The following is a 12,987-nucleotide window of genomic DNA, read 5'->3' as shown; positions in this document are numbered from 1 at the left end:
CAGACGCACCAAATTGATACAAAAGACCGCTGTTGTTACATGAAGACAACATCAGGATTTACTCTTGGCGCATTAACTACTACAATTTTTTCAACCTGAGCAAGATTGGCAGGTGAGCCATTTATCACCGAGTCGCTTCAAGGCTCTTGGCTTACAGCTTTGTTTGCGGTTGGTATCAGCCAAATACACTATTGGAGTAAAGATATTGTCCAGACTCGCTGAATTTCGTGCAGCTGAAAAGGCCCTTCAGGAACAGCTCAAGCAGCTGGAATCGCTGAAGAACGATGCCGGGCTCAAGAAAGAAATCGAATTCGAAGAAAAGCTCCAGGGGCTGATGAAACACTACGGCAAAGGCCTGAAAGACATCATCGCCATTCTCGATCCGAACCCGGCAAAATCCGGTCTGCAGACCTCTGCAGCACCTAAAACCCGCCGCGCTCGCGTGGTCAAGGTTTATCACAACCCGCACACCGGTGAACTGATCGAAACCAAGGGCGGCAACCATCGCGGCCTGAAAGCCTGGAAGGAACAATACGGTGCAGCTACCGTTGATTCCTGGTTGCGCGGTTAATCCGACGCCAACAAAAAAGCCCTGCATGATGCAGGGCTTTTTTATTGACAATATCTAACAAATGAAATGAATTTCATCTAACAATTTCGACTTTTCTGTAACGTGGCTGAGTCAGACAGCTAAACATTTTGCTGCGCAATGTTGCGATCGCAGCCCTGCGTTAAACTTTGTGCTTAATCCCTTCGGGTATCTAATCAAGCCATGAAGAGTACAGCGACTTAAAGTTTCAAGCTGTTTCTCACCGCCACTATCTCGTCTGCGCTTGCCTTATAAACCTCTGCCTGCCCAGCGTAGGAAAGAACATAAGCCTTGTCCGCCTCGACCGCCGCGACCAAGGTTTGCGACAACACATGCCGACCGTTTTCGGTGATCGTGCAAGTGGTTTCCAGTGCTGACAAAGTGCCCAGCGTGGCCGGATGCACTTTGTTGCAGACACTTTGGTAGCCACCCTGGAAGAAGTCCTTCTGTATCGACTTGCGCATCTCCAGCAGCACGCCTTGCAAATTGACCTGATGACCTTCCTCAACCTGAGTCATGGTCAATTCCATCACCATCACCTGATTGCCATCGGCATCATTCTTCACCGCTCGCTGACGGGAAACCTGCGCAGTCGCCTCAGGCAGCGCCTCGACTTGCCAACCGGCCGGCCAAGTGATGCTCGGTTCGTCCGCTGACGCGCACACCGCCACAAACGACAATAAAGAAAAAACAAACACGGATTTGAACAGTCGGATCATTGCCGGACGCACTCGCAGATTGAGCGGTAAAGTCTGAGGCTCGCCCGCACGCAGGGCAAGTCTGCCCTTTCATTTGGCGATGCCGACAGGCATGCGTATCATTGCGCCCATTCACTCGCCCATAGTTATTGGAGGGCCCATGAGCCTGCACGAACTCAACACTTTCCCCGGCGTCACCGCCACGCCAGACAGCGCAACCCGTAATTTTGTCTTCAACCACACCATGTTGCGTGTCAAAGACATCAGCAAATCCCTGGACTTCTACACCCGCGTGCTGGGTTTCTCGCTGGTTGAGAAGCGTGACTTCGCCGAGGCCGAGTTCAGCCTGTACTTCTTGGCATTGGTCGACAAGGCACAGATTCCTGCTGACGCCGCTGCGCGCACCGAGTGGATGAAGTCGATTCCAGGCATACTGGAATTGACTCACAACCACGGCACCGAGAACGACGCCGATTTCGCCTATCACAACGGCAATACCGATCCGCGTGGTTTTGGCCATATCTGCATTTCGGTGCCGGATATTGTCGCGGCATGTGCACGCTTTGAAGAGCTGGGCTGCGACTTCCAGAAGCGCCTGACCGATGGCCGCATGAAAAGCTTGGCCTTCATCAAGGACCCGGATGGTTACTGGGTCGAGATTATTCAGCCTGCGCCGCTGTAAAAGCAAAAGCCCCTCACCCTAGCCCTCTCCCAGAGGGAGAGGGGACTGATTGGGGAATATTGGAGAATTACGCCGACTTGAACGATTGGCATTGAATCCAAAATCGATCAGGTCTTACAGATCGACACCCCACTTCGGACATCTCGACCGGCTCCCTCTCCCTCTCCCTCTCCTGGAGGGAGAGATTGATCGGGGAATATGGCAGAGGCTCATCGACTTGAACGAATGGCGCTGACTCCATAATCGACTGGATCGTTCAGGTCGACGGACAACGCCAGACACCTCGGTCGGCTCCCTCTCCTTCGGGAGAGGGCTGGGGTGAGGGGCAGTTTTTCGCGCGCAATAAAAAACCCGTGATCGCTCACGGGTTTTTTCATTTCTGGCCTGACAGTTATGCCGGAGCCGAAGTGCGGATCAAATGATCAAAAGCGCTCAGTGAAGCCTTCGCGCCCTCACCCACCGCAATCACGATCTGCTTGTAGGGCACAGTCGTCACATCACCGGCAGCGAAGATCCCCGGGATCGAAGTCTCACCACGGTTATCGACAATGATCTCGCCACGCGGCGACAGCTCGATGGTGCCCTTCAGCCAGTCGGTGTTCGGCAGCAAACCGATCTGCACGAAGATCCCTTCCAGCTCGACGGTACGCAGCTCATCAGTGTTGCGATCCTTGTAGCGCAGACCGTTGACCTTCTCGCCATTACCGGTGACTTCAGTGGTTTGCGCACTGGTGATCACGGTGACGTTCGGCAGGCTGTGAAGCTTGCGTTGCAATACGGCGTCGGCACGCAGTTGTACGTCGAACTCCAGCAGCGTTACGTGCGACACGATCCCGGCCAGGTCGATGGCCGCTTCCACGCCGGAGTTACCGCCGCCAATCACCGCCACACGCTTGCCTTTGAACAACGGACCGTCGCAGTGCGGGCAGTACGCCACGCCTTTGTTGCGGTATTCCTGCTCGCCCGGCACGTTCATTTCACGCCAGCGCGCACCGGTCGCCAGAATCACGCTTTTGGCTTTAAGGGTGGCGCCGCTGGCAAAGTGAACTTCGTGCAACTCGCCGTTCTTGCCCGGGATCAGCTTGTCGGCGCGTTGCAGGTTCATGATGTCGACGTCGTACTGCTTGACGTGTTCTTCCAGCGCGGTGGCCAGTTTCGGCCCTTCGGTTTCCTGCACGGAAATGAAGTTCTCGATGGCCATGGTGTCGAGCACCTGACCGCCGAAACGCTCAGCCGCAACACCGGTGCGAATGCCTTTACGTGCAGCGTAAATCGCTGCGGAAGCACCGGCCGGGCCACCGCCGACGACCAACACATCAAACGCTTCTTTGGCGCTGATCTTCTCGGCCTGGCGCTCGATAGCGCCGGTGTCGAGTTTGGCGAGAATCTCTTCCAGACCCATGCGGCCCTGACCGAAGTTTTCACCGTTGAGGTAAATGCTCGGCACGGCCATGATCTTGCGATCGTTGACTTCGTCCTGGAACAGCGCGCCGTCGATAGCGACGTGGCGGATGTTCGGGTTGAGTACGGCCATCAGGTTCAGCGCCTGGACCACGTCCGGGCAGTTCTGGCAGGACAGCGAGAAGTACGTCTCGAAGCTGAACTCGCCTTTCAGCGTGCGGATCTGCTCGATCACTTCAACACTGGCTTTCGATGGGTGGCCGCCGACTTGCAGCAAGGCCAACACCAGCGAAGTGAATTCGTGGCCCATCGGGATGCCGGCGAAACGCAGACTGATGTCAGCGCCCGGACGGTTGATCGAGAACGATGGCTTGCGAGCATCGTCACCGCTGTCGATCAAGGTAATTTGGCTCGAAAGACTGGCAACGTCTTTCAGCAGTTCCAGCATTTCACGGGATTTCGCACCGTCGTCGAGGGAGGCAACGATCTCGATCGGCTGGGTGACCCGTTCCAGGTACGATTTCAACTGGGCTTTAAGATTGGCGTCCAACATACGGGCGATTTCCTTTATTTGAGGCGAAAAAAAGCCCGAGCGAATCTCGCCCGGGCATTTTTATGGGGCGGTGCAGCTAACTTAAGTAGGTGCGGAGATCCGCCCCGAGTTGCGTGTCACAGACTTAGATCTTGCCGACCAGGTCCAGGGACGGTGCCAGAGTGGCCTCGCCTTCTTTCCACTTGGCTGGGCAAACTTCGCCTGGGTGAGCAGCAACGTACTGAGCAGCCTTGATCTTGCGCAGCAGCTCGGAAGCGTCACGGCCAACGCCGCCATCGTTCAGTTCAACGATTTTGATCTGGCCTTCAGGGTTGATCACGAAGGTGCCACGGTCAGCCAGGCCAACTTCTTCGATCAGCACGTCGAAGTTGCGGGAGATGGCGTGGGTCGGGTCGCCGATCATGGTGTATTCGATTTTGCCGATGGCTGGCGAAGTGTTGTGCCAGGCAGCGTGGGCAAAGTGGGTGTCGGTGGAAACGCTGTAGATCTCTACGCCGAGTTTCTGGAAAGCAGCGTAGTTGTCAGCCAGGTCTTCCAGCTCGGTTGGGCAAACGAAGGTGAAGTCGGCTGGGTAGAAGAACACGACCGACCACTTGCCTTTCAGGTCAGCGTCCGAGACTTGAACGAAGTCGCCGTTTTTGAACGCGGTAGCTTTGAACGGTTTTACTTGGCTGTTGATGATAGGCATTGATGACTCTCCGTCAGGGGTTATGAAGTTGATGGGTGAATCCTACCCACTCACTCGACGGATGGCTCATTGGCAAACCTGATGCTGCTGATTTGTTTTCGCTATTAGCCGACTGTATTAATAGAAGAAAACGATATCTACGACGAAGCCGGGTTATCCGTAATCCGAGCCATCCCTTGGAATGGGCTGGCTTCAACATAGCGCATGGCGGACTTCATATCCTTCCAGCCGACGTAACTCATCAGGGATTTTAGATCCCAGCCGCTTTGATGGGCCCAGGTTGCGAAGCCTCGACGCAATGAATGGCTGGTGTAGTTTTCGGCGGCAATGCCGGCGCGCTGCAATGCCTGACGCAGTAGAGGAATGATGCTGTTGGCATGCAGCCCCTCCTCGTTCAGATTGCCCCAGCGGTCGATACTGCGAAAAACCGGGCCACGCACCAGTGCCGCTTCGGTGATCCAGTCGATATAGGCCTGCACCGGGCAAAGCTTGAGTAGCGCCGGGGCTTGATAAGTCTGCCCTAGATTTTCTCGATCTCCCTTGCTGCGTGGCAGATACAAGGTGATGCCTTTGCCGGCGTGCGCCTGCACGTGCTCGATCTGCAAGCGACACAACTCATCGCTGCGGAAGCCGCGCCAGAATCCGAGCAGGATCAATGCGCGGTCACGGTAGGCCTTGAGCAATAACGGGCGATCCTGCTGTTCTCGCGCGGTTTGTACTTCATGTTCGAGCCAATCGATCACTCGCTGCAGATCCTGTAACTGCAGCGGCTCGGCCTGTTTCTCTTGCGCTGGATGCAATGCGCGTATGCCTTTGAAGACTTTGCGCACCACCGGCGCCTTGGTCGGATCGGCAAACCCTTGGCTGTTGTGCCACTGCGCCAGCGCCGACAAACGCAGCTTCAGCGTGTTGATCGACAACTCCTCAGCGTGCGCCACCAAATACCGCGCAACGCTGTCTGCGGTTGCCGGCAAGAACCCGCCCCACTTCACTTCGAAATGCTCGATGGCCGCGCGATAGCTGCGGCGAGTGTTGTCACGGGTGGCGGCTTGCAGATAGCGATCCAGATCGCTCATGGGCTGTTTTCTCGCTGGCGTACTGAGACAGGGATGCAGAAACGCATTTTGCCGCCTGACACTGGGTAATACCAGTATATCCCGTGTCTTTATTATCAAAGGTTTATCTTTATTTTTGAAATGGTACACTGCGTAACTTAGTGGCATGTACCACAGTACGTAACCGTAGGAGTTCACATGGCCCGTGGCGGCATTACCAAAGCCTTGGTGCAGATCGCGCGCACAGCGATCCTCGCCCGTGGCGAACACCCGAGCATCGATGCAGTACGCATTGAAATGGGCAACACCGGCTCGAAAACCACGATCCATCGCTATTTGAAAGAGCTGGATGACGGTGCTCAGCCCGTAGAAGCTTCGGCGGAACCCATCGATGACGAGTTGACCGCCCTCGTCTCGCGCCTCGCCCAACGCCTCAAAGAACAGGCGCAAGAGCCTATCGAGCAGGCCCGCGAGCAGTTCGAGGAACAGCGCGAAGCACTGGAGTCGGAGCTGAAACAAATGCGCCAGGCGTTGGAAAAGCTCGAACACGAGCACGACATTCAAGGGGCTGCGCTGGAGCGTGAGTCCGAAGCGCTTGGCAACACCCGGTCGATGCTGCAAACCGAACAAACCCGCAATGCCGGGCTGAATCAGGCACTGGCCGATTTTGAATTGCGCCTGCAGGACAAAGACGAACAGATTCGTTCGCTGGAAGAAAAACACCTGCACGCCCGTGACGCACTAGAGCACTATCGCAACGCCAGCAAAGAGCAGCGCGAGCAGGAACAGAGCCGTCACGAAGCGCAAGTGCAGCAGATTCAGGCCGAACTGCGTCAGGCGCAGCAAAGCGCACTGGTCCGTCAGGACGAGATCACGCAACTGCACCGCGACAACGAACGCCTGCTCACGGAAAACCGTGGCACCCAACGCGAGCTGAGTTTGCTGCAAGATCAGCTCAAGCAGAGCAATCAGCGTCAGGATCAACTGCTGGAGCAAGCGACCCGCGTCGACAGCGAGCGCACCCTCCTCCAGGAACGCTTGCGCGTAGCCACCCTGGAAAGCCAGACACTCAAACAGAGCGTCGAGGAGCAGACGCTGCTCAACCAGTCACTGGAAAAGGAATTGAACAAGGCTCACGCAAGCCTGGAAGAAAGCCAGCGTCTGGCGGCTACCGTTGCGGCAGCGCCAGACTCAGCCAAGCCGAAAGACGCTTAAGCGCCGACCGGCGTACGCATGGTGACGAATTCTTCGGCGGCCGTCGGGTGCACCCCGATCGTGTCGTCGAAGTCACGCTTGGTTGCGCCAGCCTTCAAGGCAATCGCCAGACCTTGCACGATCTCACCCGCGTCCGGGCCGACCATGTGGCAGCCGAGGACCTTGTCAGTCTTGCCGTCGACTACGAGCTTCATCAGCGTCTTTTCCTGACATTCGGTCAGGGTCAGCTTCATCGGTCGGAAACGGCTTTCGAAGATCACCACATCATGACCCGCCTCGCGCGCTTCTTCCTCGGTCAAACCGACCGTGCCAATGTTTGGCAAGCTGAACACCGCCGTCGGGATCATCTTGTAATCCACCGGACGGTATTGCTCTGGCTTGAACAGACGCCGCGCTACCGCCATGCCCTCAGCCAAAGCCACAGGCGTCAGTTGCACACGACCGATGACATCGCCCAGCGCCAGAATTGACGGCTCGCTGGTCTGGTACTGCTCGTCGACTTTGATAAAGCCTTTGTCGGTGAGCTGCACATCGGTGTTTTCCAGACCCAGATTGTCGAGCATCGGGCGCCGGCCCGTGGCGTAAAACACGCAATCCGCTTCCAGCACACGACCATCCTTGAGCGTGGCTTTCAAACTGCCGTCAGCCTGCTTGTCGATACGCGCGATGTCGGCGTTGAACTGCAGATCCAGACCGCGCTTGGTCAGCTCTTCCTGCAAGTGCTTACGCACCGAACCATCGAAACCGCGCAGGAACAGGTCACCGCGATACAGCAGCGTAGTGTTCGCGCCGAGACCGTGGAAAATCCCGGCAAACTCGACCGCGATGTAACCGCCGCCAACCACCAGCACACGCTTTGGCAGCTCCTTGAGGAAGAACGCTTCATTGGAACCGATCGCGTGCTCGCGCCCCGGAATCTCCGGAATCTGCGGCCAGCCACCGGTGGCGATCAGAATGTTCTTCGCGGTAAAGCGCTCGCCATTCACCTCAACCTCTTGCGGGCCAACGATCTTCGCGTGCGCCTCGTGCAAGGTCACGCCACTGTTGACCAGCAGATTGCGGTAAATGCCGTTGAGGCGATTTATCTCGCGATCCTTGTTGGCGATCAGCGTCGCCCAATCGAAATTCGCTTCGCCCAGGCTCCAACCGAAACCGGACGCCTGCTCAAAGTCTTCAGCGAAGTGCGCGCCGTACACCAGCAGCTTTTTCGGCACGCAGCCGACGTTGACGCAGGTCCCGCCCAGATAACGGCTCTCCGCCACCGCCACTTTCGCACCGAACCCGGCCGCAAAACGCGCAGCGCGCACACCGCCGGAACCGGCACCAATCACATAAAGGTCAAAATCGTAGGCCATTTCTATCTCCTCGGCAGGGGATCAGCATACCTGCAGCCACCCATTGGGCAAGCGCTGCCAGTCATATGGGGGCGCAAAATGAAAAAACCCGCCGAAGCGGGTTTTTATTGCAAACCGGTCAAGCGCTCTTAATAAGCCTTGCCGGTCTTGTAGAAGTTCTCGAAGCAGAAGTTGGTGGCTTCGATGTAGCCTTCAGCGCCACCGCAGTCGAAACGCTTGCCTTTGAACTTGTAGGCCATGACGCAGCCGTTCTGGGCTTGTTTCATCAGGGCGTCGGTGATCTGGATTTCGCCGCCCTTGCCTGGCTCGGTTTGTTCGATCAGGTCGAAGATGTCCGGGGTCAGGATGTAACGGCCGATGATGGCCAGGTTCGATGGCGCGTCTTCCGGTTTTGGTTTCTCGACCATGCTGTGAACGCGGTAGATGTCATCGCGGATCATCTCGCCAGCGATAACGCCGTACTTGCTGGTTTCCTGCGGATCGACTTCCTGGATGGCGATGATCGAGCAGCGGAACTGCTTGTACAGTTTGACCATCTGGGTCAGTACGCCGTCGCCGTCGAGGTTGACGCACAGGTCGTCCGCCAGGACCACGGCGAACGGTTCGTCACCGATCAGCGGGCGACCGGTCAGGATCGCGTGGCCCAGACCTTTCATTTCGGTCTGGCGAGTGTAGGAGAACGAGCACTCGTCGAGCAGTTTGCGGATGCCGACCAGGTATTTCTCTTTGTCGGTGCCTTTGATCTGGTTTTCCAGCTCGTAGCTGATGTCGAAGTGGTCTTCCAGAGCACGCTTGCCACGACCGGTCACGATGGAGATTTCCGTCAGGCCAGCGTCCAGAGCTTCTTCAACGCCGTACTGGATCAGTGGCTTGTTTACCACCGGCAGCATTTCTTTAGGCATGGCTTTAGTCGCTGGCAGGAAGCGAGTACCGTAACCGGCTGCTGGGAACAAGCATTTCTTGATCATATAAGTCCTTGAAAGGGCTGTGTGTACGAGTTTCGGCGCAGTCTAATCAGGCGGCGTGCACCTTACAATGCCCCGCACTGGCTAACCGATGCCAACATAGAGAAATATTCTCGCCGATAGTTCCATCGACATCCTGACGCAGCCAGATCAGCGTAGCTCAAAGCTGTCGACAATCCGGATTACCATACGCTCATCGCCCCCCAATGCCAGCATTTGCCGGTATCATGGCGCCTTTGAACCAGCGAACGAGACAAATAGATGGCTGCGGTAAAAATCGTCAACGGGTATGTGATCGACAAGAAAGACGGCAAGTGGACGCTGACCACCACCAATGGCGAACACATCGCCGGGCCTTTCGACAGCGAACAAATGGCGACCGATGTAGCGGCAGTGTTCACCGACACTCCGGCATCGGCCAAGCGCCGCGGCAAAGATCAGGACTGATCTGCTGCGATACGCCCCAAGCCCTGCCTTTGAGCAGGGCTTTTTTGTGCCCACCTACAAACAAGTGGCCAAACGCTATAACCTTTTCACAGCGGCGCTGTCAGAGCGTCTAGTCCCCCTTGCTGAAGACCACGAACATGACCTTGAAAAAATGGCTGCCCCTGATTGCGGTATTGGCTCTGGCCGGCTGCGCCACCTCCCAACCTACCTACCTGAATAACGGCGAACAGGGGCTGTCCATCGATTGCTCCGGCGAAGCCAACTCCTGGGCGACCTGCTATGAAAAGGCCGATGCCTCTTGCGCGGGCACTGGCTATCGCATCGTTGGCACTGACGGCACGCCTGCGCCCAAAGAAAGCGACAAAACCCTCGGCGTCGATGTCGGCAACTACAAAAACCGCAGCGTCGTCGTGGTCTGCAAATAGACCTTACATATGAATTTCGGCGAACTTGATTCCGAGTCCGCGCACCACCTCGATCAGATCGTCGAGTCGATTGAAAGACTCGACCTCGTCGTTATCGTCCACCAGGAAATAACTGCGGCCAGCGCTTTTCTTGAAAAACACAATCCATTCTCCCGGATTCGCCGGGTTCTGGATGACGTGGGTGGCAGAGATCAGCCCCTCTACGTGGCGTTCCCGTACTTGCTCTCGCTTCATCGCGGCTCCATAAATGAAAATGCCGTCACAGCATGACTGCGACGGCATCGGTGCTGATGACTGTCAGTCTATCAGCCGGAAATACATGCATTGGCAGCGTTTCGCACGTCACGCGGACGCACTGGCACATTCGACATGCGCTCATGCAGCTTGATGCTGCTGCCGCCGGAGCGATCTTCAATATCAAATACCGCTGCCGCGCCGGTGGAAAATTTCCCCGGGACGATGACCCGAACACCGTCCTTGTGTGGCTGCATTTGCAGCGCGCCGCGGCTGTCCGCCAGCTTCTCGGCCAGGCATTGAGCATATTCATGGGGTTTCTTGCCGGAGATTACGCTCACGGTCGGCAGCGTTTCATTGATTTCGGAAACACTCGCACAACCACCCACAGCCAGAACCAACGGCAGACACACCACACCCCACTTCATACAATTCCTCCGTTAAAGACCGTCCGACAGCACAAATGCCGTTTTTCTCCGGGGCCTTCTGCATTTAACTCGCATCCAATCGCGAATATCTGTTCAAAATTGTCAAACCAACGCCCGACGGCCAGATAATAACCCGTGCAGGCTGATAAACTGCGCGCAATTACAAGCTATCGTTTTGATTTTGTAGAAAAAGCCCTTCTGGAGGCGCCCATGAAATTCATTCACCAGCGCGAGCACCTCAACGAAGACGACATCGTCGTCATCCAATGCTCGCAAATGTGCAACATCCGTCTGATGAACGACGCCAACTTCCGCAGCTTCAAGAATGGCGGCCGTCACACCTATCACGGCGGCGCCTTCGACACGTTTCCGGCCCGTATCACCGCGCCGAGCACCGGTTTCTGGAACATCACCATCGACACCGTCAACCGCCGTGCGATCAGCGTGACCCGCAAGCCGACGCTGACCCATTCGATCAAGATCATCCGTCGCTCCAGCACCAAACTCAGCTGAGACGCGCCATCCAACCAGAAAGGAAAGCATGACCGTGGCCCAAACGACCAAATACGTCATCAAGTACAAACTCAACGGTGAACGCCGCTTTGAGTTCGCGCAGCTCGAAAACGGCACCGAAGAAGAAGCCAAAGTTGCTCTGGACGCGATTCACGGTCAGAGCGACGACGTGATCAGCGAAATCAGCGTCAGCAAAGCACTGTAAGGCGCAACCACGAATTCGACCGCAAGCGGCGGAGTGTTCTGCCGCAAGGCCCTGCCTAAGCTGACCGCCTCGACCATGAGTCAAGGCGTCAGCATGTCAATGTCACCCTCCCGGCTGGAGTTGCTCGACTGGGCAAGTCTGGAGCAGCAAATGGATCACGATGGTTGCGCGATTATCCGCTCACTGCTGTCGTCAAAAAGCTGCGAGCGTTTAAGTGCGCTCTATCCGCAAGCCGAACCGTTTCGCTCGCAGGTCATCATGGCGCGTCACGGTTTCGGTCGTGGCGAGTACAAGTATTTCCGCTATCCGCTTCCCTCAACCGTAGAACGCCTGCGCACTGCGCTTTACCCTCATCTGGTGCCGCTGGCAAACCGCTGGTTCGAACGCATGAACCTGGCAAAGCGCTTTCCCGAGACCCACAGCGAGTTCCTACAACACTGCCATGCCGCCGGCCAGACGCGCCCTACTCCGCTTCTATTGCAGTACGGCCCGCAGGATTACAACTGTCTGCACCAGGACTTGTACGGCGAATTGGTATTTCCCTTGCAAGTGGCGATTCTTCTGTCAGAACCGGGCAAGGATTTTACCGGCGGCGAATTCGTGCTCACCGAACAACGCCCGCGCATGCAATCGCGTCCATTGGTGCAAGACCTGAAACAAGGCGACGCACTGATTTTTGCCGTGAATCAACGCCCGGTCAAAGGCGGGCGCGGCGACTATCGAGTGACCATGCGTCATGGCGTCAGTCGCCTGCACAGTGGAAAAAGGCATACCCTAGGCATCATCTTTCACGACGCAACCTGATGGCTATGTTTTCAACAACATTCGACCTGTTCGCTGACCACGAACCCGAACAACAAGCCCGAGCCGAACAAATTGGCGAGCAATCCTGGCTCTTGCGCGGCTTCGCCCTGCCGATTGTCGATCAGTTGCTGCCGGCACTGGACGTCGTTCTCGCCGCATCGCCCTTGCGTCACATGGTGACACCTGGCGGCTTCAGCATGTCAGTCGGCACCAGCAGTTGCGGTGACTGGGGCTGGATCACCGATCGCAGCGGCTATCGTTATTCGGCTGTCGATCCGCTCAGCGGGCAGCCTTGGCCGCAGATGCCAACATCGTTCGCTGCTCTGGCGCATTCGGCTGCCGAGCGAGCTGGTTTTTCTGATTTCACTGCAGATTCCTGTCTGATCAATCGCTATGTCCCTGGCGCAAAAATGTCATTGCATCAGGATAAAGACGAAAAGGACTACGCCGCGCCGATCGTTTCCCTGTCACTCGGATTGCCGGCCATGTTTCTGTTCGGTGGTTTTGCACGCAGCGACAAGACCCGGCGAATCCCCCTGCTGCACGGTGACTTGGTGGTCTGGGGCGGCGTTGACCGATTGCGCTACCACGGCGTATTGCCGATCAAACAAGGTCAGCATCCACGCTTGGGTGAACAACGGATCAACCTGACTTTTCGGGTTGCTCGCTGAGCTCGAAAAGTTTGACCGCAAGGCCCGGAGTGTTGTGCCAGGCGAGGCTGGTTAACCTG

Annotated in this window: 17 protein-coding genes; 9 read left to right on the top strand and 8 right to left on the bottom strand. The window is 56.6% G+C overall.

Going from position 1 to position 12,987, the window contains the following annotated elements; translation table 11 throughout:
* The first annotated feature begins 205 nt into the window (after positions 1–205).
* A complete protein-coding gene (locus HU718_RS14170) occupies positions 206–571 on the top strand; it encodes a histone-like nucleoid-structuring protein, MvaT/MvaU family (RefSeq protein WP_077573093.1) in 366 nt (121 codons plus the stop codon).
* 218 nt (positions 572–789) lie between these two features.
* Here the strand turns inward: HU718_RS14170 and HU718_RS14165 are convergent, their stop codons facing one another.
* Positions 790–1,308, bottom strand: a complete 519-nt coding sequence (locus tag HU718_RS14165; RefSeq protein WP_150730122.1) for a DUF4946 domain-containing protein — start codon at positions 1,306–1,308, stop codon at positions 790–792.
* A 139-nt stretch (positions 1,309–1,447) separates the two neighbouring features.
* Here HU718_RS14165 and gloA point away from each other — a divergent pair, with 139 nt between their 5' ends.
* Positions 1,448–1,969: a lactoylglutathione lyase gene (gene gloA / locus HU718_RS14160; RefSeq protein ID WP_102901879.1), complete on the top strand. Its 522-nt coding sequence runs from the start codon at positions 1,448–1,450 to the stop codon at positions 1,967–1,969.
* Between the two features lie 391 nt (positions 1,970–2,360).
* On the opposite strand, the gene ahpF is transcribed toward gloA, so the two are convergent.
* The 3 genes from ahpF to HU718_RS14145 form a co-directional block, all read right to left on the bottom strand.
* Complete coding sequence (ahpF, locus tag HU718_RS14155; protein ID WP_150707107.1) at positions 2,361–3,923, bottom strand: alkyl hydroperoxide reductase subunit F; 1,563 nt, start codon at positions 3,921–3,923, stop codon at positions 2,361–2,363.
* A gap of 124 nt (positions 3,924–4,047) precedes the next feature.
* On the bottom strand, positions 4,048–4,611 hold the full coding sequence (gene ahpC / locus HU718_RS14150; protein WP_007912224.1) for an alkyl hydroperoxide reductase subunit C: 564 nt from the start codon (positions 4,609–4,611) through the stop codon (positions 4,048–4,050).
* A gap of 137 nt (positions 4,612–4,748) precedes the next feature.
* Positions 4,749–5,687, bottom strand: coding sequence for a site-specific integrase (locus tag HU718_RS14145; RefSeq protein WP_150707106.1), 939 nt, complete (start codon positions 5,685–5,687; stop codon positions 4,749–4,751).
* Between the two features lie 177 nt (positions 5,688–5,864).
* Between HU718_RS14145 and HU718_RS14140 the strand changes: the two genes are divergently transcribed.
* The gene (locus tag HU718_RS14140) at positions 5,865–6,881 is read left to right on the top strand and encodes a DNA-binding protein (protein WP_186616362.1); all 1,017 of its coding nucleotides are present in this window, start codon (positions 5,865–5,867) and stop codon (positions 6,879–6,881) included.
* Here HU718_RS14140 and gorA read toward each other — a convergent pair.
* Positions 6,878–8,236 (bottom strand): glutathione-disulfide reductase, encoded by a 1,359-nt coding sequence (gene gorA / locus HU718_RS14135; protein ID WP_186616361.1) that lies wholly within the window; start codon positions 8,234–8,236, stop codon positions 6,878–6,880. The genes HU718_RS14140 and gorA overlap by 4 nt on opposite strands.
* A 128-nt stretch (positions 8,237–8,364) precedes the next feature.
* Complete coding sequence (gene galU, locus HU718_RS14130) at positions 8,365–9,204, bottom strand: UTP--glucose-1-phosphate uridylyltransferase GalU (RefSeq protein ID WP_053120371.1); 840 nt, start codon at positions 9,202–9,204, stop codon at positions 8,365–8,367.
* Positions 9,205–9,462: 258 nt separating this feature from the next.
* On the opposite strand from galU, the gene HU718_RS14125 reads away from it, so the two are divergent.
* Together HU718_RS14125 and HU718_RS14120 are read left to right on the top strand one after the other, a co-directional pair.
* Positions 9,463–9,648 carry a hypothetical protein gene (locus HU718_RS14125; RefSeq protein ID WP_090283267.1) on the top strand — a complete coding sequence of 62 codons (186 nt, stop codon included), beginning with the start codon at positions 9,463–9,465 and terminating at the stop codon, positions 9,646–9,648.
* A gap of 137 nt (positions 9,649–9,785) precedes the next feature.
* Entirely contained in the window at positions 9,786–10,073 is a 288-nt protein-coding gene (locus tag HU718_RS14120; RefSeq protein WP_102901883.1) for a hypothetical protein, read from the top strand.
* Positions 10,074–10,076: 3 nt separating this feature from the next.
* Here the strand turns inward: HU718_RS14120 and HU718_RS14115 are convergent, their stop codons facing one another.
* Positions 10,077–10,307 carry a hypothetical protein gene (locus tag HU718_RS14115; RefSeq protein ID WP_008082673.1) on the bottom strand — a complete coding sequence of 77 codons (231 nt, stop codon included), beginning with the start codon at positions 10,305–10,307 and terminating at the stop codon, positions 10,077–10,079.
* A 71-nt stretch (positions 10,308–10,378) separates the two neighbouring features.
* A complete protein-coding gene (locus HU718_RS14110; RefSeq protein ID WP_095120936.1) occupies positions 10,379–10,735 on the bottom strand; it encodes a hypothetical protein in 357 nt (118 codons plus the stop codon).
* A 210-nt stretch (positions 10,736–10,945) separates the two neighbouring features.
* Between HU718_RS14110 and HU718_RS14105 the strand changes: the two genes are divergently transcribed.
* The 4 genes from HU718_RS14105 (at position 10,946) to alkB (ending at position 12,928) form a co-directional block, all read left to right on the top strand.
* Complete coding sequence (locus HU718_RS14105; RefSeq protein ID WP_007912251.1) at positions 10,946–11,248, top strand: DUF1883 domain-containing protein; 303 nt, start codon at positions 10,946–10,948, stop codon at positions 11,246–11,248.
* A gap of 28 nt (positions 11,249–11,276) precedes the next feature.
* Positions 11,277–11,453 carry a hypothetical protein gene (locus HU718_RS14100; RefSeq protein WP_095120937.1) on the top strand — a complete coding sequence of 59 codons (177 nt, stop codon included), beginning with the start codon at positions 11,277–11,279 and terminating at the stop codon, positions 11,451–11,453.
* Positions 11,454–11,546: 93 nt separating this feature from the next.
* Positions 11,547–12,257, top strand: a complete 711-nt coding sequence (locus tag HU718_RS14095) for a 2OG-Fe(II) oxygenase (RefSeq protein WP_150707103.1) — start codon at positions 11,547–11,549, stop codon at positions 12,255–12,257.
* Positions 12,258–12,262: 5 nt separating this feature from the next.
* Positions 12,263–12,928 (top strand): DNA oxidative demethylase AlkB, encoded by a 666-nt coding sequence (alkB, locus tag HU718_RS14090; RefSeq protein ID WP_150707132.1) that lies wholly within the window; start codon positions 12,263–12,265, stop codon positions 12,926–12,928.
* Positions 12,929–12,987 lie beyond the last annotated feature (59 nt).

This window comes from Pseudomonas tensinigenes (assembly GCF_014268445.2).
Classification (GTDB): domain Bacteria; phylum Pseudomonadota; class Gammaproteobacteria; order Pseudomonadales; family Pseudomonadaceae; genus Aquipseudomonas; species Aquipseudomonas tensinigenes.
Note: the sequence above shows the minus strand (reverse complement) of the source record. Positions and strands in the feature narration are given on the sequence as shown.